21 protein-coding genes and 1 riboswitch are annotated in these 19,562 nt (G+C 64.9%); of the genes, 13 read left to right on the top strand and 8 right to left on the bottom strand.

Translation table 11 applies throughout. The features are described from left to right. Positions 1 to 34 precede the first annotated feature (34 nt). Complete coding sequence (locus ACIPUB_RS03860) at positions 35 to 1,261, top strand: glycerate kinase (RefSeq protein ID WP_407606159.1); 1,227 nt, start codon at positions 35 to 37, stop codon at positions 1,259 to 1,261. 156 nt (positions 1,262 to 1,417) lie between these two features. Then, on the top strand, positions 1,418 to 2,542 hold the full coding sequence (locus ACIPUB_RS03855; RefSeq protein ID WP_407606158.1) for a hypothetical protein: 1,125 nt from the start codon (positions 1,418 to 1,420) through the stop codon (positions 2,540 to 2,542). A 67-nt stretch (positions 2,543 to 2,609) separates the two neighbouring features. Here ACIPUB_RS03855 and ACIPUB_RS03850 read toward each other — a convergent pair whose 3' ends face one another. Together ACIPUB_RS03850 and ACIPUB_RS03845 are read right to left on the bottom strand one after the other, a co-directional pair. After that, on the bottom strand, positions 2,610 to 2,984 hold the full coding sequence (locus tag ACIPUB_RS03850; protein ID WP_407606157.1) for a PH domain-containing protein: 375 nt from the start codon (positions 2,982 to 2,984) through the stop codon (positions 2,610 to 2,612). Positions 2,985 to 3,033: 49 nt separating this feature from the next. Continuing rightward, positions 3,034 to 4,023: a hypothetical protein gene (locus tag ACIPUB_RS03845; RefSeq protein ID WP_407606156.1), complete on the bottom strand. Its 990-nt coding sequence runs from the start codon at positions 4,021 to 4,023 to the stop codon at positions 3,034 to 3,036. A gap of 93 nt (positions 4,024 to 4,116) precedes the next feature. On the opposite strand from ACIPUB_RS03845, the gene ACIPUB_RS03840 reads away from it, so the two are divergent. The 7 genes from ACIPUB_RS03840 (at position 4,117) to cycA (ending at position 10,272) form a co-directional block, all read left to right on the top strand. Further along, entirely contained in the window at positions 4,117 to 4,347 is a 231-nt protein-coding gene (locus ACIPUB_RS03840) for a hypothetical protein (protein ID WP_407606155.1), read from the top strand. A gap of 137 nt (positions 4,348 to 4,484) precedes the next feature. Next, positions 4,485 to 4,985 (top strand): hypothetical protein, encoded by a 501-nt coding sequence (locus ACIPUB_RS03835; RefSeq protein ID WP_407606154.1) that lies wholly within the window; start codon positions 4,485 to 4,487, stop codon positions 4,983 to 4,985. Between the two features lie 175 nt (positions 4,986 to 5,160). Beyond that, on the top strand, positions 5,161 to 5,970 hold the full coding sequence (locus ACIPUB_RS03830) for a DUF4352 domain-containing protein (protein WP_407606153.1): 810 nt from the start codon (positions 5,161 to 5,163) through the stop codon (positions 5,968 to 5,970). Between the two features lie 557 nt (positions 5,971 to 6,527). Then, positions 6,528 to 7,787 (top strand): O-succinylhomoserine sulfhydrylase, encoded by a 1,260-nt coding sequence (locus ACIPUB_RS03825; protein ID WP_407606152.1) that lies wholly within the window; start codon positions 6,528 to 6,530, stop codon positions 7,785 to 7,787. 244 nt (positions 7,788 to 8,031) lie between these two features. Further along, positions 8,032 to 8,199, top strand: coding sequence for a hypothetical protein (locus tag ACIPUB_RS03820; RefSeq protein ID WP_407606151.1), 168 nt, complete (start codon positions 8,032 to 8,034; stop codon positions 8,197 to 8,199). Positions 8,200 to 8,273: 74 nt separating this feature from the next. Then, positions 8,274 to 8,371, top strand: a riboswitch (glycine riboswitch). A 158-nt stretch (positions 8,372 to 8,529) separates the two neighbouring features. Next, positions 8,530 to 8,733 carry a hypothetical protein gene (locus ACIPUB_RS03815; RefSeq protein ID WP_407606150.1) on the top strand — a complete coding sequence of 68 codons (204 nt, stop codon included), beginning with the start codon at positions 8,530 to 8,532 and terminating at the stop codon, positions 8,731 to 8,733. Positions 8,734 to 8,787: 54 nt separating this feature from the next. Then, entirely contained in the window at positions 8,788 to 10,272 is a 1,485-nt protein-coding gene (gene cycA, locus ACIPUB_RS03810) for a D-serine/D-alanine/glycine transporter (RefSeq protein WP_407606149.1), read from the top strand. Between the two features lie 92 nt (positions 10,273 to 10,364). On the opposite strand, the gene ACIPUB_RS03805 is transcribed toward cycA, so the two are convergent. The 4 genes from ACIPUB_RS03805 to ACIPUB_RS03790 form a co-directional block, all read right to left on the bottom strand. Next, a complete protein-coding gene (locus ACIPUB_RS03805; protein ID WP_407606148.1) occupies positions 10,365 to 11,228 on the bottom strand; it encodes a hypothetical protein in 864 nt (287 codons plus the stop codon). 407 nt (positions 11,229 to 11,635) lie between these two features. Then, positions 11,636 to 12,073, bottom strand: a complete 438-nt coding sequence (locus ACIPUB_RS03800; RefSeq protein ID WP_407606147.1) for a 6,7-dimethyl-8-ribityllumazine synthase — start codon at positions 12,071 to 12,073, stop codon at positions 11,636 to 11,638. A 46-nt stretch (positions 12,074 to 12,119) separates the two neighbouring features. Then, positions 12,120 to 12,218: a hypothetical protein gene (locus ACIPUB_RS03795; RefSeq protein ID WP_407606146.1), complete on the bottom strand. Its 99-nt coding sequence runs from the start codon at positions 12,216 to 12,218 to the stop codon at positions 12,120 to 12,122. A 558-nt stretch (positions 12,219 to 12,776) separates the two neighbouring features. Then, positions 12,777 to 13,814, bottom strand: coding sequence for an LLM class flavin-dependent oxidoreductase (locus ACIPUB_RS03790; protein WP_407606145.1), 1,038 nt, complete (start codon positions 13,812 to 13,814; stop codon positions 12,777 to 12,779). A 178-nt stretch (positions 13,815 to 13,992) separates the two neighbouring features. On the opposite strand from ACIPUB_RS03790, the gene ACIPUB_RS03785 reads away from it, so the two are divergent. After that, on the top strand, positions 13,993 to 14,250 hold the full coding sequence (locus tag ACIPUB_RS03785; RefSeq protein ID WP_407606144.1) for a hypothetical protein: 258 nt from the start codon (positions 13,993 to 13,995) through the stop codon (positions 14,248 to 14,250). Positions 14,251 to 14,373: 123 nt separating this feature from the next. On the opposite strand, the gene ACIPUB_RS03780 is transcribed toward ACIPUB_RS03785, so the two are convergent. Continuing rightward, positions 14,374 to 15,558 (bottom strand): CynX/NimT family MFS transporter, encoded by a 1,185-nt coding sequence (locus ACIPUB_RS03780; protein WP_407606143.1) that lies wholly within the window; start codon positions 15,556 to 15,558, stop codon positions 14,374 to 14,376. Between the two features lie 208 nt (positions 15,559 to 15,766). On the opposite strand from ACIPUB_RS03780, the gene ACIPUB_RS03775 reads away from it, so the two are divergent. Together ACIPUB_RS03775 and ACIPUB_RS03770 are read left to right on the top strand one after the other, a co-directional pair. Beyond that, positions 15,767 to 17,080, top strand: coding sequence for a CynX/NimT family MFS transporter (locus tag ACIPUB_RS03775; RefSeq protein ID WP_407606142.1), 1,314 nt, complete (start codon positions 15,767 to 15,769; stop codon positions 17,078 to 17,080). Further along, on the top strand, positions 17,077 to 17,757 hold the full coding sequence (locus ACIPUB_RS03770; protein WP_407606141.1) for a FadR/GntR family transcriptional regulator: 681 nt from the start codon (positions 17,077 to 17,079) through the stop codon (positions 17,755 to 17,757). Before ACIPUB_RS03775 ends, ACIPUB_RS03770 begins: the two co-directional genes overlap by 4 nt. Positions 17,758 to 17,795: 38 nt before the next feature. Here the strand turns inward: ACIPUB_RS03770 and ACIPUB_RS03765 are convergent, their stop codons facing one another. Continuing rightward, on the bottom strand, positions 17,796 to 18,254 hold the full coding sequence (locus ACIPUB_RS03765; protein WP_407606140.1) for a hypothetical protein: 459 nt from the start codon (positions 18,252 to 18,254) through the stop codon (positions 17,796 to 17,798). Between the two features lie 383 nt (positions 18,255 to 18,637). Between ACIPUB_RS03765 and ACIPUB_RS03760 the strand changes: the two genes are divergently transcribed. Next, complete coding sequence (locus ACIPUB_RS03760; protein ID WP_407606139.1) at positions 18,638 to 19,465, top strand: shikimate 5-dehydrogenase; 828 nt, start codon at positions 18,638 to 18,640, stop codon at positions 19,463 to 19,465. The last annotated feature ends 97 nt before the right edge of the window (positions 19,466 to 19,562 follow it).

Genomic DNA, 19,562 nt, shown 5'->3' with positions numbered 1-19,562 from the left:
CGACAACACCCCCAAAAGTTAAGGAACCACCATCATGTCCAACGCCCTGCCCCGCCGCATCCTGGTTGCCCCCTCCGGATTCAAGGAATCCCTCGACGCGGCAGCCGTCGCCCAGGCCATCGGCGCCGGTGTCCGCCGCGCGCTGCCCGGCGCGGTGGTCAAGGCCGTTCCCATCGCCGACGGCGGCGAAGGCACCGCCGAGACCCTCGCCTGCGCCACCGGCGGCAGGCTGGTCCCTGCCCGGGTCACCGGCCCCGTGGGGGAACCGGTCGACTCCCACTACGCCATGCTCGGCGGCGAGGCCACCGGCACCGCAGTGGTCGAAATGGCCGCCGCGGCCGGGCTTCGGCTGGTTCCGCGGGACCAGCGCGATCCCGGAACCACCACGAGCCACGGGGTCGGCGAGCTCATCGCCGCTGCCATCGACGCCGGTGCCGAGAAGGTGCTCGTCGGGTGCGGCGACTCCGGGACCTCCGACGGCGGCATGGGCGCGCTGGCGGCACTCGGCGCGCGGATCCTTGACGCCGCAGGGCGCATAGTCCCGGCCGGCGGCAACCACCTGGCGCGCGTCGACAGGATCGACATGGGCTCGCTGCACCCGGCCATCGCCGCGGGCACCGTGTCGATCACGCTCGCGCTGAACCAGCACAACGTGCTCACCGGTCCGCGCGGTGTGGCCCGCGTCTTCGGCCCGCAAAAGGGAGCCACGCCCGCGCAGGTCGAGGCCATGTCCGCCGGGTTCGAACACTGGGCCGCGGTGTTGCGCCGCGATTCGCTGGAGTCCGCCCGCGCCACCGATTTCGCGAACGCGCCGGGCACCGGCGCCTCGGGCGGGCTCGGCGCCGGGTTGGCCGCCGTCGGGGCGGTGCTGATGCCGCGCTTCGAGGCGATCCTGGATTCCGGTCTGGCCGGGATCGACCTGGACGGGCTGCTGCGCGGGGCCGACCTGGTCATCACCGCCGAAGGCGCCATCGACTTCCAGACGCCCAGGGGCAAGGTTCCCGCGGAGGTCGCGCGCCGGGCAGCGATGCACGGCGTTCCCGTGGTGGCGCTGGCCGGGACGCTGGGCAAGGGCTGCCGGGACGTCCACGACATCGGGATCGACGCCATCGCCTCGATTGTCCCGATCCCGATGACCTTGGAGGAAGCGGTGGAGGACGGGGAGCGCCTGCTCATCGAGGCCGCGGAGCGCTTCATGCGCACCATCATCCTGGGTGCCTCGATGGCTGCGGCACGGCTAAGCCCGCGCGACGCCTGGTAGCTGGACCGCCGGCCGCCCGACGTGGGGGGGGGTGTGTCACATTCAATGTGAATGTTGACTGGGTCACATATCAAACATATCGTTCCTTGAGGATTGATATATCAAGGTACGACGTGCTCCCAGCGGCGTCGTGGAACCGAGGGAGAAGAGACCACCATGGCACTGAAGGTCCCAACCACGGCGCACCTGGCGACGACCGAGAAGGCGAGCTTCCTGCGCATTCTCACCTACGCAGGCGCCATCGTCGCTTTCCTGATCGGTTCCGGATTCGCCACCGGACAGGAAATCCTGCAGTACTTCACCGCGTACGGGTACTGGGGCGTCTTCGGCACCGGACTCCTGGTGTTGGTCCTCATGACCTATGTTGCTGTCGAGTTCTTCACCGTCGGCCAGGCAAAGAAGTTCGAGCGTCCCTCGCTGATCTTCCACTACTACTGCGGCAAGCACCTGGGAACGTTCTTCGACTTCTTCTCGATCCTGTTCGTCTTCCTGAGCTTCACGGTGATGGTTGCCGGAGCGGGCGCCGTCTTCGAGGAGCACTATGGGCTCTCGCGCTACGCCGGCGGCATCGGATTGGCGGTGGTCGTCGGCATCAGCGTCTGGTTCGGGCTCAAGTCGCTGGTCGACGTCATCGGCAAGATCGGCCCGGTGATCGTCGTGGTCGCGATCGCCCTTGGACTGCTCGGCATCTTCCGCAACCCGGAGGGAATCGCCGCGGGCAACGCCCTGCTGCCGGCGCTCGAACTGACCCAGGCGTCCACGAACTGGTTCATGTCGGGACTGTCCTATGTCGGATTCTCCATGCTTTGGCTTGCCGCCTTCTTGACGGCGCTTGGCAAGACCGCGCGGAACCGCAAGGAAGCGGCCGCCGGTGGAATGATTGGGGCAATCGTCTTCTCGGTGGCCTGCATCGTCGTCGGGCTCGGCCTCCTAGCCAACATCGCCAAGGTCGGCGGCACCGAGATCCCGATGCTGGTGCTGGCCAATGACGTGAGCCCCGTGCTCGCCGCCGGGGTCTCAGTCATGGTCCTCACCGGCATCTACACGACGGCGGTTCCGCTGCTGTGGACAGTCTCCTCACGGTTCTTCGCCGACAAGACGCCCCGCTTCAAGTACCTGACCATCGCGCTGGCTGTCGCCGGGACCGTCATCGGCCTGGTCCTGCCCTTCTCCCAGATGGTCAACATCGTCTATGTCATCAACGGCTACGTGGGGATCCTGCTGCTGGTCCTGATGCTGGTCAAGACCGGCACGCGGCTCATCCGGCGCCAATCTCGCTGAGCAGGCACGACCGGCCGCGTCCGGTCGGGACGTAGGACTCCTCGCCGGGCGCCCGCGAGTTGCGGCACTACAGGACGTAGGAGCCGATGAGTTGCGAGAGCGCACGCACATCGACCTTGCCCTTGAATTCAAGGCGGACCTTGCCCAGGCCGCTGAACCACAGGTCCAGCTCGGCATCGAGGTCGAAGGTGCTTGCGGTCTCCACGGAGAATGCCTGGATCTTGGAATACGGCAATGACGTGTAATCGCGCTTCTTGCCCGTCAGGCCCTGGATGTTCACCGCGATGAGCCGCTTGTTGGTGAAGACTATGTAGTCGCGCGCACCCTTGAACGCGGCGAGCAGCTCCTCGCCCTGGACAAAGAGGGGCGTGATTTCCCCCGCCACGTCTTCCGGGTTGCACGGGCTGAGCTTGAACACGGAGGCATTGTTGAAATCAATCATGCCCCGACCCTACCCAGCATCGGGGACAATAACGCGCGCTGCCGCGGCGTTAAGCGCGGGCCAGCAGGTCCTCTCCCAGGTCGGCACGCCGGTAGTAGACCTCGCGGCCCGCGCGGATGGTGTCGGTCAGGCCCGAGGCCGCCATCACCTTCAGGTGCCCGTTGACGGTTCCCGCCGCCAGCTCCAGGGCGCAGGCCAATTGCGTGGTGGTCATGGGCAAGTCGAGCTGGGCCAGGATCTGCGCCCGGGTGTGCCCCAGCAACTGGGCCACCGGGGAGTCCTTGACCTCCCGGGTGTTTTCCCACAGCCGGCCGACGCCGCGCGGGGCATAGGTCAGCGTGGGGACAAACGGGTCCACGTCCAGGACCAGGGTGCGTGGCCAGACGAAGGCGCTGGGAACAAGGATCAGCCCATTGCCCGGGGCCGCATGGTGCGAACCGTCGCAATGGGCGGTGACCTCAATGCCGTCCCCGGTCAGCCGGACGTTGGGGTGCAGGGTGTTGAAGACCTGGTGGATGCCGTGTTCGGCCAGCAAAGCCAGTCGGTAGTCCAGGTCGGCCAGAAGCATGGCCCGCAGCCGCGGCCAAAACGGTTCGACCGCGGTTTGCCAGTACCAGCGCAGGGCAGCAACCACACGGGGTATCCCGGATTCCGTGTCCTCGAGGATCGCCCGCACCTCCCTCACCCGGCTCTCCTCCAGTCCTGCGGAGAACAGGTAGTCGAGGTCGCGGACCCACAATTCCGGCGGGACGGCGCCGACCGCGGCGAGCCCCGCCTCGAAGGTGTCCTGCCGCAGGGGAGTGGGGGTCAATGAATCGGCGATATACCCGGTGGGGCGGATCAAGGTGGTCAGCAGCCGCAAGTGGTCCTGTTTCCGCGGATCGCGGGAGGCGAGTATGCGCGTGGTGGCGTCGCTGATCCAAGGGCGGTGCATCCGGGTGCCTAACTGGAGGGCGCGGACGCTGGTGACCGTTTCCCATAGGGGCGAGACGGTGAACCGCACCCGGGTCAGGTCCTCCGAGGTCAAGCTGATCCGCATGCAAGACAGTCTAGGCCTGCAACGGGGTCGGCGTAAGGATTCGGAAATAGCCGAATGGTGGTCGTGCGGCCCCGGTGGTTTCAGGCTTGATGCATGAGCATTTCAACCGAGGTATTCACCGACCATCCAGCCATCGTCAACCCCGGCAAGGCGCGCCACGTGGCCCGAAAGCGAACAACACGGGCAGCTGCCCACGCCGCCCCGCGGCGCAGTCGCCTGGCCCGCGTCCTTCTGGGGACCTCGCCGGAGCAGGCGAAGCTGCTGCGGGAGAACCGCGAGCGTGCCTGGCTCGAGCTCGCCGGAGTCGTGGCCGGACGGATCTGAGCCATCCTTGGCCGTCCGGCCGTTCACCCTCGAACGAATGGCCATGGTCGTCTCGACGGCCCTACCGCGGCCCACCGGCGTCGACTAGTCTGGCTTCGCGGGCGCCATTTCCCCCGTTCGCCGAACAAGGAGGAACGATGCCAACCATCGACTGGGACTCCGTCCCCGTGGCCGACCCGCCGCCCGGTGCGGTTGAGGTGCCCCGCAGCGGCTTTGGTTTCCTCGCCGTCGCAGGAATACTGGAGCTCGGCGTGCCGCACGTCGTGTACCGCCTGCCGCGCGAAAACCGGCTTGATCCGACTGCGGATTCCGCCGGCAACCCGATCTCCGCTTTCCTGAACGACGCCGGTCTCACCTGCCCGCCCGACCCGCTGGCCCATTGCTGGTTCATCGTGCCTCCGCCTTCCATGCCCACCGAGGGTTTTTGGGACGCTCTGGAGGAGGCCGAGCCGCTGCGCACCGCGGGGTCGGATCCGCTCGAACGCCGACACGGACTGCACGAGGCGCTACGGGTCCTTTACTCCAACAGCGGAGTCTCGGGCGCGTTCTCGAGCCCTGCCGATGGCATGGAGTTCGGGGTAACTGGAATCCGGGACCCAACAGGTCCCGGATTGCATGTCAGAACCCTATGTTATTGATATCAATCCTCAATAACACAGCGACGCCTTGAGGCCCACTGCCCAAACCGTCGGGGTCTGCCGGTATGGTAGTTGATGGATCAACTAATGGTCCCGACCATTGCCTTGGGCCGTGCGCCCAGAGCATGTTCGACACCTTGGCGCCTCGCCGGCGCCGCAACCACATGGGGGAATCATGTCTGTTGGAAATCCGCTCGCCCCTGCACCTCAGGCGCAGGTACCGGCTCCGAAATCGAACGCAGGGAAGGGCCTGGGTATTGCCGCACTGGTTGTTGCGATCGTCGCGCTGCTGCTGTCCTGGGTGCCGATCATCAACAACTTCGCCGCTTTCCTCGGCTTCGTGGCGTTGGTGCTCGGCATCATTTCGCTGGTCGTGGCAACCAAGCGGCGCGGCAGCAAGGGCCTGGGCGTCGCATCGAGCATCATCGCAATCGTGGCCATTGTCCTGGTCTTCGTCACCCAGTCCGCATACGGCAAGGCGCTTGACAGCGTCTCAGCTGCCATCGAGGATTCGGCCGACGGCGAGGTGGCGGCACCCGCAGAAGTTATCGAGCAGGCCGCGGATGAGGCGCAGGTCCTGAAGCTGGGCGAAGCGACCACCATTGGCGAATACTCGGTGAACGTGAGCGCCGTAAACCTGGAGGCCGGTAAGGTGATTGCCAAGGCAAACCAATTCAACGACAAGGCCGAAGGCCAGTACGTCCTCGTGGACCTCTCCGTCGTGTACAACGGCGAGGATGAGGGCGACGCCTGGATCGATCTGAATCCAGAACTCGTGGGCGCCGATGCACGTATCTACGACACCACCAGTGCGGGGGCATCCGTGTCTAAGTCAGTAATGGACGTGCCAACCCTGACCAAGGGTGGCAAGGGCTCCTACCAGGTGGTCTTCGACGTTCCCGCCGAAGCCGTCACCGATGCAAAGATCCGCGTGACCGAGACGATTTCCTTCGACGACGAAGCCGGACTCTGGGCCACCAAGTAGTCGAAAGCGAAAATATGCGGCGGCCGCCCCCGTTTTTGTGGGGCGGCCGCCGCGTTTAAGGGCGCTTGGCGCCGATGGAGGGCTGCAGTCGTTGATCCGAAGGTGCCCAGTGCCGCGGCACGCAGTGGTCGCGGAGCCTTCTCGTCAACTACGTGAGGCCGATGTCAAGGGAATGTCCTGGGTGTGACGGAATGTTGTGCTCTGGCGGCTCCGGAGCGCTATTTCCGTGACTTATGTGTCGCCAGGTTCCGGACATTTCCGGAGATGAAGAACTCCCATTGGATTCCGTCGTACCTCCCGTACCGTCGGTAGCGCAGAACATCCAGGCGTGGCCGAATGGCCTGGCTCGATGAATCCGCAGCAACTGAAGGAATGGCTTATTCGTTCCGTGCGATGGGAGCTGCCTCGCGAACGATGTTCCCGGGACGGTCGGTTCCGGTCGGCTCTGTGCCCATTCCGGATGACCTGCGCCAAGCCATCGAGGGAGGCATGATTTCCGCGAACGCATGTTCCCGCTCGAATCCCTGACCGCTTCCGAAACGAAGGAATGAATCCCCATGTCAGATTTCCAGCATGGTCCAGGGTCCGACGCGTCGGCACACAGCCCGTCCGCGGGCAACGCGGAGGCACCAGACCAGGTATGGGGCGCGCAGACCGCTTTGGTGCGTGGCGGCATCGACCGCACGCATTTCCAGGAGACCTCGGAGGCGCTGTTCCTGACTTCGGGGTATGTCTTCGATTCGGCGGAGGCTGCGGAGGCCTCCTTTAATGGCGAGGTCGAGCGCTTCGTCTATTCCCGTTACGGCAATCCGACGGTCGCCGCTTTCCAGGAGAAGCTGCGGCTCATCGAGGGTGCCGAAGCCTGCTTCGCCACGGCCAGCGGCATGTCCGCGGTCTTCACCGCACTGGGCGCGCTGCTGGCGGCCGGGGACCGCGTAGTTGCGTCCCGGAGCCTCTTCGGTTCCTGCTTTGTGGTGCTGAACGAGATCCTGCCACGCTGGGGTGTGGAAACCGTGTTCGTGGACGGTCACGACCTCGCGCAATGGGAACGGGCGCTCGCCACTCCGGCCACCGCGGTCTTCTTCGAATCCCCCTCGAACCCGCTCCAGGAGCTGGTGGACATCCGCGCCGTCGTTCAGCTGGCGCACGACGCGGGGGCGCAGGTCGTGGTGGACAACGTCTTCGCCACGCCGCTGCTGCAGCGGGCGACGGAGCTGGGCGCCGATGTCGTGGTGTATTCCGGAACCAAGCACATGGACGGGCAGGGCCGGGTCCTCGGCGGCGCGGTCCTGGGACGCAAGGATTTCATCGACGGACCGGTCCGGAACTTGATGCGGCACACCGGTCCCGCACTGAGCCCGTTCAACGCCTGGACCCTGCTCAAGGGCCTGGAGACCATGAAACTGCGCGTCGACTACTCGGTGGCTTCGGCGTTGAAGATTGCCGGCTGGCTCGAGGACCAGCCGGGCGTAAGCCGTGTCATCTATCCATTCCTTGAATCGCATCCGCAATACGACCTGGCTCGAAGCCAGCTGAGCGGCGGCGGCACGGTCGTGACGTTCGAACTGGACCCGGGCCGCGGCCCGGCCAAGGAAGCGGCATTCCGACTGCTCAACGGCCTGAGGCTGGTTGACATCTCCAACAATCTCGGCGATGCCAAGTCCCTGATCACCCATCCGGCGACCACCACCCACCGCGCCATGGGTCCGCAGGGGCGCGCCGCGATCGGGCTCGGCGATGGAGTCGTGCGTCTGTCCGTCGGGCTGGAAACGACCGATGACCTCCTGCGGGACCTGGACGCTGCCCTGGGCAACTGAGCAGGCAAGGCCACGATGGCGTTTCGGACGCGGCAGACAGGCAGCACAAGGTTCCGGCTGCCGGCCGGAGGGGGCGGAGCTGGCGTTAACCGCAGCTGGTCCTTTTGCGTCCGCCGACGTGAAACCGGACTTCTCGATGGCAGTCGTCGTGTGAAACCCGCACGAAACACGGACTGGATGACCGTTACAGGGTGGAAACAGCGACGAAAACCGCTGGGCAATCCGGGTTGCTAGCGTGGCACCCATGACGCAGACCAAGCCCCCCGCAGCACCCGAGCCCGCCGTTGTGCAGGACGCAGCCATCAAGGAATCCCTCGAGGACCGCACCCACCGCCTCGCCCACGAGGATGACGAATCCCCGTTGGCGGATCCGCTCCACATCAGAATGACATTTTTCGACCCTGCGCTGTAATGAAATGTTGTGCGGTTTGCGTCACGGGAAAACTTTCGCGTAGATTGTGACAGCAGTCACAAGAAAATCGCCGTCGACACGTGGCGGGAGAGTCCCGCCCAAACCATGGGCGGGCGCCGTAGGAGCAATTCCTCCCCAGGAAACTCTCAGGCCCCCGTACCGCCACGAAGAGGCGAATCTGGAAAGAAGCACGACGAAGTTTCGTGCTCACCGAAGGAGCAAGTCCCCCACCCATTGCGGGCAGGGATGGAAACTCTCAGGTCAGTAAACAGATTGGGGAGGAACCAAGAACAGCACGGCACCGTCCGTGCACGATTCGGGAGTTCCCCCATGACGCTCACCACCCACGCCACTGCCCGGTTGCCCCTCGACGCGCCTTCCGGCCAGCTTCTCGATCCTGCCTTGCGGGATCAGGAGTTTGCCACTCGCGACGATGTGCTCTCCTGCAAGCGCAACGGCCTGGGAATGAGCGCCGCGGAGAACGACGCGACACACGCGACCGAAGACTTGGCCCCACTCGGCGACGGGCACTAGGGAATCACCATGGCGCGTCACCGAAGCACCACCATCCACTTGGAAGGCAACAGCATGAGCAACAACAGTTCCGCACCCAACCTCGAGCGCGGGCTCTCCAACCGCCACATCCAGCTGATCGCGATCGGCGGTGCCATCGGCACTGGCCTGTTCATGGGCTCCGGCAAGACCATTGCGGTCGCCGGCCCCTCCGTGATCTTCGTATACATGATTATCGGCTTCATGCTCTTCTTCGTGATGCGTGCGATGGGCGAACTGCTGCTGAGCAACACCAATTACAAGAACTTCTCCGACTTCGCCGGGGACATTCTGGGCCCCTGGGCGGCATTCTTCACCGGCTGGACGTACTGGTTCTGCTGGGTGGTCACAGGCATCGCCGACGTCGTGGCGATCTCCCACTACGTGGCGTACTGGTGGAAGGACCTGCCGCTCTGGATTCCGGCCGTGGTCTGCATCCTGCTGCTGGTGGCCCTGAACCTGCCGAGCGTGAAGAACTTCGGCGAGACCGAGTTCTGGTTCGCCTTGGTCAAGATCGTCGCCATCGGCGCACTGATCGTCGTCGGCCTGGTCATGATCATCACCGGCTTCGAGAACAACGGCGCCACCGCCTCCTTCGCAAACCTCTGGAACGACGGCGGGATGTTCCCGACCGGCTTCATGGGCTTCGTCGCCGGCTTCCAGATCGCAGTGTTCGCGTTCGTCGGCATCGAGCTGGTGGGCACCACCGCCGCCGAGACCAAGGACCCGGAAAAGACCCTGCCCAAGGCGATCAACTCCATCCCGATCCGCATCCTCTTCTTCTACGTTGGTGCGCTGGTCATCCTCATGGCCGTCCAGCCATGGAAGCTGTTCAGCGCCGAGGAATCCCCGTTCGTGGGCATGTTCGCCATGGCCGGCCTGGTGGGCGCCGCCGGCATCATCAACTTCGTGGTGCTGACCTCGGCCACCTCCAGCGCGAACTCCGGGATCTACTCGACCTCTCGCATGATCCACGGCCTGGCAGAGGAAGGCGACGCACCCAAGGGCTTCGCCAAGCTCTCGAGGACCAAGGTCCCGCGCAATGCACTGCTGTTCTCCTGCATGTTCCTGCTCGCCGGCGTGGCACTGCTCTACGCCGAGGGCGGCGTGGCCGAGGCCTTCACCCTGGTCACCACCATTTCGGCACTGTGCTTCATGTTCGTCTGGTCGATTATCCTGATCAGCTACCTGGTCTACCGCAAGCGCCGCCCGCAGCTGCACGCGGCCAGCAAGTTCAAGATGCCCGGCGGAACCTTTATGCCCTACGTGGTCCTGGCCTTCTTCGGATTCATCCTCTGGGCGCTGACCACCCAGGCCGACACCATGGCCGCACTGCTCTTCACCCCGATCTGGTTCGTGGCTGTCGGAATCGGCTACGTGATCCTGCGCAGCAAGCCGCAGCACGCCGAACTGCGTGCGATGCACGCGGCCAAGGTCGCCCAGGAGCGCATGACCGCCGCGTCGTTCAACGCCAGCGTCGTCGTCGACGAGGCGGAGCTGAAGGAGCCGGCCGCGAAGTAACTCCGTCCGCGGAGCAACAATTCGGTGCCATCCGGCACCCAGGAATCCGGTACGACGTCGGGGCCGCTTCCCTTGGGGAGGTGGCCCCGACGTCATGTCGCCGTGTGCCGCCCGCGGCCGGTGCGCAGCGCAGGCTCCGGGTTCCAGGTCCGTTTGGTCTCGAGATACCAGAAGTAGACAAAGAGCGCGATCTCGTACCATTCGACCAGGAAGAGGGCCTGCTTGACCCCGATGGCCGTCAGGACCAGCCACGCAACGACGCCCAAAAGCATCAGGACCAACAGCCCGGCGTAGTGGGGTGCCCGCCCGCCGCTGGTGTCGGTGGCGCTGAGCCGGCCACTGCCCAGATGGCTGGCGATCGCGATGCCCATGCTGCTGATAAGCAGCAGCGCGGCCGCCACATGGACGCCGGCAAACTCCGTGCCCTCAATCGTCCGCCAGACCAGCAGCACCAGGAACCCAACCAGTAGTACGGAGCTTGCAACGGTCAGCACGCGGGTCCACGTGCTCTGCAGCAGGGTCCGCGGAGCCCAGTTCATGGTCTTGAAATCGAGCCAGACGAAGGCCGTGGCCACGACGAGCAGCGCCAGCACGGAGACCTGGATGGAATGGACCAGCTTTTGTGCTCCGGCGGCATCGAGGTTCTCAAGCGTCTCGCCCAGCTTGGTGGGGACGAGGGCAACGAACATCGCGTAGAAGCCGGCGAGGTTCAGCGCGTAGTCCTCCAGCGGGGGACCCTTGTAGACCACCAACAGCACGCCGATGGCCACCAGCATCGCCACGAACAGGTCCCTGGCGGGGCCAAGGTAGTAGGAACTGATGGAATCCTCGATCGTTCCCGTCAAGATTCCGTAGACGACGATGGCGACCAGCAGCAGCAGCGGAATGACCAGCAACATCAGCCTTACATAGCGCAATGTGTCCCGGCCCTGGTGCTCGTCCGTAATTGTGTGCATGCCTGATTGTGCAACAGCAATGGCCATCTGGCTAGGACATATGGATGCCGTGGGAGAGTGTGTCGAATCGCGAAGTGCGGCGGCGCAAACTTATGCGGGCAGCCGTCCCGGCTCGGGAACCGGGCTTCAAAGGAGCTGGCCGTGCCTGCGGGATCAGCGCCAGCCAACTCGTCGGGTTCCCCTGCGTAGGACTTGCCGGACTCGTCGTCCTATGATCGTCGAGCCTTGCGAGTTCATGCCCAATTTTGCGGCCTAGACGGCGGTCGCGTTGGATTCGGAACCCAAACATATGCGCTGGCGCAAACGCCCTGAGTGACGGCGGCGGCGGATCCTGAGCGATTTGCTTCGTCGTTCCACGCAAAGCGTCCGACCCTACCTTGCTATTGAAGAGATTCGGGCCGCCAATACTAGACTGCGAGTTCTGCGATGGCACGTACTGCGCGAGCGGCTTCGGCGCCTTTTTTCAAGAAATGCTCGAAGTAGAACTTTTCGTGGTCGGGTGTGGAGTGGAAATGGTGCGGTGTCAGACTCACGGAGAATGTCGGCACGTTCGTGTCAAGCTGCACGCGCATGAGGCCTTCGACCACTGCCTGGGCGACGAAATCATGCCGGTAGATTCCGCCATCGACAACGAGCGCCGCCGCGACAACGGCGTCGTACTTGCCCGAATCGGCCAGACGCTTGGCCTGCAGCGGCATCTCGAAGGCTCCGGGCACGGTAACGACATGGATCGTGTGGGACTGGCCCGATGCTTCCATGTCCTGATTGAATCCGATCAGGCTCTGGTCCACTATGTCGGAATGCCAGCTGGCCTTGATGAATGCGACGTGCAGCTGCTTGCTCATGGTTCTCCTGTGTCAGATTTTTAGATTCGAAAAATGCTGGTTGTTCTCAGTTAGGGACATATTCGTCGAGCAGCGCGCGGACCATCGCGAGATCCGTGATCAGGATGTTGATCCAACCGCCACGCACGGCCCCGGATATCGCCATAAGCTTCCGGGAGCCGTCGGCGGTACCGATGACGCGGGGAACGGAGCGACGCCCGCCGCCTCCTTGAGCGACATGGACACCCTGGACTGGGACATGCCAGGCGTCGAAGCGATCGTCGGTTGACGCATGCTCTGCCCGTGGTGCATACGAGCGACATTGGTCAGCAACCACAGCCTTTCGAGGCACTGCCGGCCACCCAGGCTGCGGGGGACTTCGTTCATGAATTCATCCTAGGTGAGCAATTTTAATTCGAAGCAATCGCAAGTCGTTCCATCGAACGTTTCCCCCGAATCTTCGGGATGCAGGCTGGCGGCTGCCGGCGAAAGCTTATTCCCGTTCCAATGGAATAGGAATTTTCTTGGCCACGCCCCCACGGCCAACCAACGCTGTTGTCGGTCCGCAGGTTAAGGCGTCAATCCAGTGGCCATGCGATCGACAATGCCCATCCGCGCACCTTGGGGCCAGCGGTTTCCTTGGCACGCAATGCCGGTTTGGCAGGCAACGCCGTCTCCGTGCTCCTGGGTGGGAACACGGAAACGGCCTTGGATTGGCCTGGGATCAGCGCCAGCCGAGCAAAGGCGCCACGTGCGTCAGGATCGATTCGATGACGTGCGCGTTGTACTCGACGCCGAGCTGGTTCGGGACAGTGAGCAGCAGGGTGTCTGAGGCGGCGATCGCCTCGTCCTCGGCCAGCTTCTTGGCCAGCTCGTCGGGTTCCCCGGCGTAGGACTTGCCGAAGACCGCGCGGGTCTTGGCATCGATGTTGCCCACCTGGTCGGAGCTGTAGCGGTCGCGGCCGAAGTACTGCCAGTCGCGTTCGTCAGTCAGCGCAAAGATGCTGCGGCTGACCGAGACGCGCGGCTCCCGCGGGTGCCCGGCTTCCTTCCAGGTCTGCCGGTAGAGCTCGATCTGCTCGGCCTGCTGGACGTGGAAGGGCTTGCCGGACTCGTCGTCCTTGAGCGTGGAACTTTGCAGGTTCATGCCGAGCTTTGCCGCCCAGACGGCCGTGGCGTTGGAGCCGGAGCCCCACCAGATGCGCTCGCGCAGGCCCTCGGAGTGCGGCTCCACGCGCAGCAGGCCCGGCGGATTGGGGAACATCGGGTTCGGGCTCGGCTCCGCGAAGCCGTCGCCGGTGAGCACCTCGAGCAGGCGCTCGGTGTGCCGGCGGCCCATCTCGGAGTCAGACTCGCCCTCTGCAGGGGAGAAGCCGAAGTGACGCCACCCGTCGATGACCTGCTCGGGTGAACCACGGCTGATGCCCAGCTGCAACCGGCCACCGGAGATGAGATCGGCCGCGCCGGCATCCTCGGCCATGTAGAGCGGGTTCTCGTAGCGCATGTCGATCACGCCGGTGCCGATCTCGATGCGGCTGGTCCGCGCGCCGATTGCGGCGAGCAGCGGGAACGGGGAGGCGTGTTGCTGGGCGAAGTGGTGGACGCGGAAGTACGCGCCGTCCGCGCCGAGCTCTTCGGCCGCGACCGCGAGATCGATGGCCTGCAGCAGCGAGTCCGACGCGCTGCGCGTGCCGGACTGCGGGTGGTCGGTCCAATGGCCGAATGACAGGAATCCGATGTTCTTCACACCCGTTGCCAACATGTAGGCGGTGCTTCCTATTCCTCAGGGCGGCGACGGGGGGCGGGTTCAGCGCCGGCCTTGTCCCAACCGCCATCGATGAAGGAACATTGAAACAAGCGGTGAACCGTCTATTGCGGCTCACCGGGTCGGAAACCCAGCTGGATGCGTGGCAGACGCACCCATGAAAGTAGAACAGCATATGCCTGATCCGCGAGTGTTCCAGTCCGTCGTCGGAAAACAAGGTGGTTGGTGGAACATCTGGGTTCCAGAGATCGACCAAGTCACCGCCACGAGGAAGTCCCGCAAGATCTCCGGCTACACCCGCAGCCTGATCGCTTTGGTCCTTGACATTCCGGAAACGTCCTTCCGCGTGGAGCGCGAAGTGGTTTCGGGCGTGGAGCTGGAGCGTCGCTTCACCGCCGTCGTGCTGGAATCCAACGCCGCGGGCGGGAACTAGTCCTGGCAATGAGAATTATTCCTTGAATCTACCGGTAGCATTCTGGGTTTCGACTGAACGCCCGTCAGCAGTGATCTCGGAAGCGATTGGACGCGGTGTGGTGTGGCGACATGCGCCTTGGGGTCAGCGCCGTTCGGCAAGCCGCGCGGCCAGCAGCGACCCGATAGTGAAGGCCAGGGTTGCCGCAAGAACCAGGAACAGGGGCAAGGTCCAGCTGCCGGTGGAACCGTTGAGCCAGCCGGCAAGTGGCGGGGCAAAGGTGGCGGCGAGATAGCCGCCGGCCTGGATGCGGGCGGAAGCGGTGGCAGTGTCGGCGTTGTTGTGGGCCACGCGGGGGATGATCGAGAAGATGGCCGTGAACCCGCCGCCCTGGGCGATCCCGCCGATGATGGACCAGAGCACGAACGCCTCCGGGGCCGCCAACAGGCCGATCGGGAGGGAGACCCAGAACAGCGCGATGACTCCCGTCGCGATCCAGAGCTTCGTTCGCGCAGCCAACAGGGGCACACCGAAAGCGCCGATGACCGCGGCGATCTGGAACAGCGAAGCCGTTGCGCCGGAGGTGGCCGGCGCAAGTCCGCGCGTGTCGGAAAGCATCAGGGGCAGCCAGGCGGTCGTGGCGTAATAGGCGGCGGACTGTCCGCAAAAGGCGAGAACCAGCAGGGCTACGACCCTGCGGAAGCGGGTCCGATCAATGGCTGCGCGAGCCGTGGCGGCCACGGCGCCGGGACCATCCGAAATCGCCGGTACCGCCGGTGCGCGGACCGGCTCCACCGTGGATTCCAATGTCGAGTTGCGCGCATGCCGTTGCCGCAGTAGCCAATAGGCGAGACCGGCGGCGGTCACCACGCCCCACGCCGCGATCGCCCAGCGCCAGCCAACAACGGCCGCCAGCGGTGCGGTGCCCAGCAACGTGGCCATGGAACCGATGTTCATGGTGGCCGAGTAGGCGCCGGTGGCGGCGGAAATGCGGTTCCAGGGCACATCCCGGCGGATCAGCACGGGGACGGCGATGTTCCCCAGGGTCATGGCCGCACCGATCAGTATGGTTCCGGCCAGGACCACCCAGGCCGGTCCGAGCGAGCGGATGACGGTCCCGGCCAGCACGCCGGCCAGGCACAGGATGATGGTTGCCTCCGGGCCGAAGCGGCGGATGCTGCGCGTCGCCAGCGGGGTGGCGAGCGCGAAGAGCAGGACCGGCAGTCCGGTGAGCAACCCGGCCCCGACCGCGCTGAGCCCGGTGTCGGCCGTGATGTCGGGGATCACCGCAGTGGGCGCGATGATCGGCGCCCGCAGGCTCAATGCCACGACCACGATGCCGGCGATGACCCACGGGAGTGCCGTGCGCGATGCTGGGCTGCGGTGCGTGGTGGACTCCTTCGGGCTCTTTGGACGTGGTGGCCGATTGGCGCCCGGGTCCTGGAACCAGCCTATCGGAGCCCCGGCAGTCGGTGCCGGGTCGTGGGAAAGGCCACGAAATTCACCGTAACAAACATCAGACGTCTAATGTTTAACTATGAGCTCAGAGACGACCCGGCAACCACCCCGCCATCCGCAAGCGATCGGCGAAATCGCCGGCGAAATGGCGGACATCGAGTCGGCCGTTGGTGCGCCGGTGGCCGGAGCTGTCCCCGCGAGGCGAAATCGCTGGGTCATCGGAGCGTTGACCGTGGCGGCAGTGGTCCTGGTGGGCTTGAACTTGCGGGCGGGAATTTCCTCAGCGGGACCGCTCTTCCACGACCTTGAGGAACTGCTGGGTTACGGCACGCTTGTGGCTTCGCTGCTGCCGACCATCCCGGTGTTGTGTTTCGCTTTTGCCGGTGCGGGGACCGCCTGGCTGGTCAAGCACACGGGACTTGAAAGGGCCATCGGAATCGCGCTGCTGCTGCTCACCCTGGGACTGGCCGTGCGCGCCTTCGAATCCACTTGGCTGGTGCTGGCCGGCACGGTCTTCGGCATGAGCGGGCTGGCCATCTGCAACGTGGCCATGCCTTCCTTCATCCGCGAGTACCACGCGCACAGGACCGCGGCCATGACCGCCACCTACAGCGTGACCATGTCGGTGGGCGCGACCACCGCCGCGGCACTGAGCGTCCCGGTGGCAGCGCAATTGGGTTCGCCAACGCTGGGGCTGGCCGCCTGGGCGATCCCGGCGGCACTCGCGCTGCTGGTCTTCCTGCCGCTGGCCATCAGGGGAAGCCGCGCTTCCGGACCCGCCGGACCCCACGTCTCCCCGTGGCCCATGTTGGCCACCCGCAAGGGCCTGTTGTTCACCTCGATCTTCGCAGTGCAGGCGCTGCTGGTCTATACGCTGCTGAGCTGGTTGCCGAGCATCCTCATCTCGCGCGGATCGGACCCGGCCACCGCGGGCTTCATGCTCGGACTCGTGCAGGCGGTGAGCATCCCGACGGTGCTGTTCCTCTTGTGGATGGCCTCGAAGCCGAGACTGCTGCGCGCAGCCTTCATCCTGACCTGTGGGTGCGCCGTCGCCGGCTTCACGACCCTGCTGCTGCTCCCGGCCGGGCTCGCGGCCATTCCCGCGGTGCTCACCGGCCTGGGCCTGGGCATCTTCCCGCTGTTGATGCTGATGATCAGCCGCAGCGGCGAAAGCGCCGCCGAAACCACGGCGCTGTCGACCCTGGCCCAGTCCGTCGGATACCTGGTCGCCGCCGCCGGCCCGTTCGGCCTCGGCCTGTTGCAGGGCGTTCTTGATTCCTGGACGGTTCCCCTGGTGATCCTCGTCGGTGTCGCCCTGGTGCAGTTCGTCCTGGGCTACCGGCTGGGCGGAATCGGCCGAAAGAAGGTCGTCCCGGCGGAGGTGCAGGCGTGAGCGTGCCCGGTTTGCGGCCGCCGTTGGCAGACGAGGTTGTTGCAAGGCTGCGCGAGGCCGTCGCTTCGGGGCGCTGGGGCGTGGGCGAGAAGATCCCGTCCGAACCCGAACTCGTGGCCGAGCTGGGAGTGTCCCGTGGCACCCTGCGCGAGGCGGTCAAGGCGCTCGCGCACGCCGGCCTGTTCGAGGTCCTCCGCGGGGACGGGACCTATGTGCGTGCCACCAGTGAAATCAGCGGCACAGCGCAGCGGGTTTACCGCGAACACGCGGACGAGGACGTACTCCAGGTGCGCTTTGCCCTGGACACGCAGGCCGCCCGTCTCGCCGCCGGCTCGGCCGACCCCGCCGTAATCGCCGTGCTTAGCGCATTGCTGGTCCGACGGCGCGAGGCCTGGGAAGCCGCCGACTACGAGGCCTGGTCGACGGCGGATTGGGAATTCCACCTGCGCGTGGCCGAGGCCTCCGGCAATACTCTGCTGCACGAACTTTACGAAAGCTTCGGGGATGTCTTCCATGGGACCAAGATGGTCCAGCGGCTCGAAGCCGGCTTTGACGGCTGTCTGGCGACCGGCCACGAAGACCTGCTGGACGCGATCGAGGCCGGTGACGGCGAGGCCGCCGTGCGCACCGTGATTGCGAACCTGGACTACTGCATGGGCTGGATGCCCGGGCGGTAGCCCTCCTTGGCCACCCGTCGCGCCCGACTGCCTCGCCTCTACCAGATGTGTCGGGTATTGGGTGAGATGAAGAAGCCGTGCCCCGTTGCAATATTGGCGCAGGTTAGTCCAGACGAACCCCCAACGCAGATAATGCCACCGTGTTCGATGGCCGATCCGGCGGCAAGGGCTTTGTACTTTGGGGGTTCGGCCTTGCCAATGTCGATGAGGAGGCGGATCGGCACATCGCCCACGCAGTCGCCGTAGGTGGTTTCCCCGCGTAGCGTCACGAACCCCGGAATCGCATCCTGTTCGCATTTGGGATTGGATGCGATGAAAGCCGTTTCCTCTCCCTTCGAGAGTTCACGCGCGCCAACGGCGGGGATGTGGTCGCAGGAAATGCCGGAGCCTTGGACAAAGGCGGTTTCACCAATGTCCTTTTGCACTTGCTGCTGTACTGCATCAGGGACTTCTCTGCCCCGGGTGCTTAGAGTGCACCAAAGCTTCAAATCCTCCATTATGAATCCGATTTCGTGGTCCGTGAGGTCATAATCGGCAGATGGAATGAGAGGACCACCGGGGACCGTCGGGTCCGGCCCGGGAGAGAGCGAGGGAGAGGGAGAGGGCGCGGTCGGTTGTGAACAACCCGCCAAAAGTACTGTGGCGGCCAGTGCTATGAGCCGTTTTTCCCAAGTACGCACGACATTCCCCAATCGATGGGCAGGGCAACCGTTCCCGAGGATGGCCCGCAACTTGGAATGAGTATAGGACTTGCCGGGAGGGAAGCCTAGATCCGGCGGGTTCGTTTCCCTCGGCGGCAACGCCGACCCCAATGGCGCCACGTTGGCCGACGAGTCGTGCGCAGCGATATTGGGCCGCGGCCGCCGGATTAGACTGAAGCATGCCGATATTGAACAAGGACATGACGCTGTGCATTTCGCTCGCAGCGCGGCCCAGCAACAACGGGACCCTGTTCCACAACCACCTATACGGGCAGCTGGGCCTGAACTGGATCTACAAGGCGTTCGCCCCCACCGACTTGGCCCAGGCCATCGCCGGCGTCCGCGGTCTTGGCATACGTGGTGCCGCTGTTTCCATGCCCTACAAGGAAGCGGTGATTCCCCTCGTCGACCATGTGGCCGCTTCCGCCGCGGCCATCGATTCAGTGAACACCATCGTCAATGACAACGGTGTCCTCACGGCCCACAACACCGACTATGCGGCAGTGCTTGAATTGCTGAAAACCCGCAACGTTTCCCCTTCGCTGCGAACCGCGGTCCGTGGGTCCGGGGGAATGGCCAAGGCAGTGGTGGCAGCACTGCGGGACGCGGGGTTCGACGACGTCGTGGTGGTTGCCCGCAATGAATCGGCCGGCCGCATTTTGGCTCAGGCGTATGGCTTCAAGTGGGCGCCGGAAGCCGAGGACGGTGCGGAACTGCTGGTCAACGCCACCCCTATCGGCATGGCCGGTGGCGGGGACGCGGACCGGATGCCGTTCTCGCTGGAACAGGTCACGGCTTCGCAGGTGGTGTTCGACGTCGTTGCCATGCCGGTTCAGACGCCTCTCATCCGCGCGGCACGCATTGCGGGGAAGCCGGTAGTGACCGGAGCCGACGTTGCAACGCTGCAGGCCGTGGAGCAGTTTGTTCTCTACACCGGCCTGACGCCCACCGAAGAACAGGTTCGCGAAGCCCGCGAATTCATGCTGGCAAATACGCAAGCCAACTAAGGCCTGTTCTTGCAGCAAGCGTCGAAGCGGCATCCGGCGGCCCGGTGCACCAAGGACTAAGTGGCAAAAACGACGGCGGTGCGCCGCTGCCCGAAAG

Source organism: Paeniglutamicibacter sp. ORCA_105 (assembly GCF_045798545.1).
Lineage (GTDB): Bacteria > Actinomycetota > Actinomycetes > Actinomycetales > Micrococcaceae > Paeniglutamicibacter > Paeniglutamicibacter sulfureus.
The sequence above is the reverse complement of the archived record's forward strand: the minus strand, read 5'-3'. Positions and strand labels throughout refer to the sequence as shown.

Excerpts from the sequence above, each read along its gene's own strand:
- ACIPUB_RS03860 (WP_407606159.1), top strand. The coding sequence starts at position 35 with ATGTCCAACGCCCTGCCCCGCCGCATCCTGGTTGCCCCCTCCGGATTC.
- ACIPUB_RS03855 (WP_407606158.1), top strand. The coding sequence starts at position 1,418 with ATGGCACTGAAGGTCCCAACCACGGCGCACCTGGCGACGACCGAGAAG.
- ACIPUB_RS03850 (WP_407606157.1), bottom strand. The coding sequence starts at position 2,984 with ATGATTGATTTCAACAATGCCTCCGTGTTCAAGCTCAGCCCGTGCAAC.
- ACIPUB_RS03845 (WP_407606156.1), bottom strand. The coding sequence starts at position 4,023 with ATGCGGATCAGCTTGACCTCGGAGGACCTGACCCGGGTGCGGTTCACC.
- ACIPUB_RS03840 (WP_407606155.1), top strand. The coding sequence starts at position 4,117 with ATGAGCATTTCAACCGAGGTATTCACCGACCATCCAGCCATCGTCAAC.
- ACIPUB_RS03835 (WP_407606154.1), top strand. The coding sequence starts at position 4,485 with ATGCCAACCATCGACTGGGACTCCGTCCCCGTGGCCGACCCGCCGCCC.
- ACIPUB_RS03830 (WP_407606153.1), top strand. The coding sequence starts at position 5,161 with ATGTCTGTTGGAAATCCGCTCGCCCCTGCACCTCAGGCGCAGGTACCG.
- ACIPUB_RS03825 (WP_407606152.1), top strand. The coding sequence starts at position 6,528 with ATGTCAGATTTCCAGCATGGTCCAGGGTCCGACGCGTCGGCACACAGC.
- ACIPUB_RS03820 (WP_407606151.1), top strand. The coding sequence starts at position 8,032 with ATGACGCAGACCAAGCCCCCCGCAGCACCCGAGCCCGCCGTTGTGCAG.
- ACIPUB_RS03815 (WP_407606150.1), top strand. The coding sequence starts at position 8,530 with ATGACGCTCACCACCCACGCCACTGCCCGGTTGCCCCTCGACGCGCCT.
- cycA (WP_407606149.1), top strand. The coding sequence starts at position 8,788 with ATGAGCAACAACAGTTCCGCACCCAACCTCGAGCGCGGGCTCTCCAAC.
- ACIPUB_RS03805 (WP_407606148.1), bottom strand. The coding sequence starts at position 11,228 with ATGCACACAATTACGGACGAGCACCAGGGCCGGGACACATTGCGCTAT.
- ACIPUB_RS03800 (WP_407606147.1), bottom strand. The coding sequence starts at position 12,073 with ATGAGCAAGCAGCTGCACGTCGCATTCATCAAGGCCAGCTGGCATTCC.
- ACIPUB_RS03795 (WP_407606146.1), bottom strand. The coding sequence starts at position 12,218 with ATGGCGATATCCGGGGCCGTGCGTGGCGGTTGGATCAACATCCTGATC.
- ACIPUB_RS03790 (WP_407606145.1), bottom strand. The coding sequence starts at position 13,814 with ATGTTGGCAACGGGTGTGAAGAACATCGGATTCCTGTCATTCGGCCAT.
- ACIPUB_RS03785 (WP_407606144.1), top strand. The coding sequence starts at position 13,993 with ATGCCTGATCCGCGAGTGTTCCAGTCCGTCGTCGGAAAACAAGGTGGT.
- ACIPUB_RS03775 (WP_407606142.1), top strand. The coding sequence starts at position 15,767 with ATGAGCTCAGAGACGACCCGGCAACCACCCCGCCATCCGCAAGCGATC.
- ACIPUB_RS03765 (WP_407606140.1), bottom strand. The coding sequence starts at position 18,254 with ATGGAGGATTTGAAGCTTTGGTGCACTCTAAGCACCCGGGGCAGAGAA.
- ACIPUB_RS03760 (WP_407606139.1), top strand. The coding sequence starts at position 18,638 with ATGCCGATATTGAACAAGGACATGACGCTGTGCATTTCGCTCGCAGCG.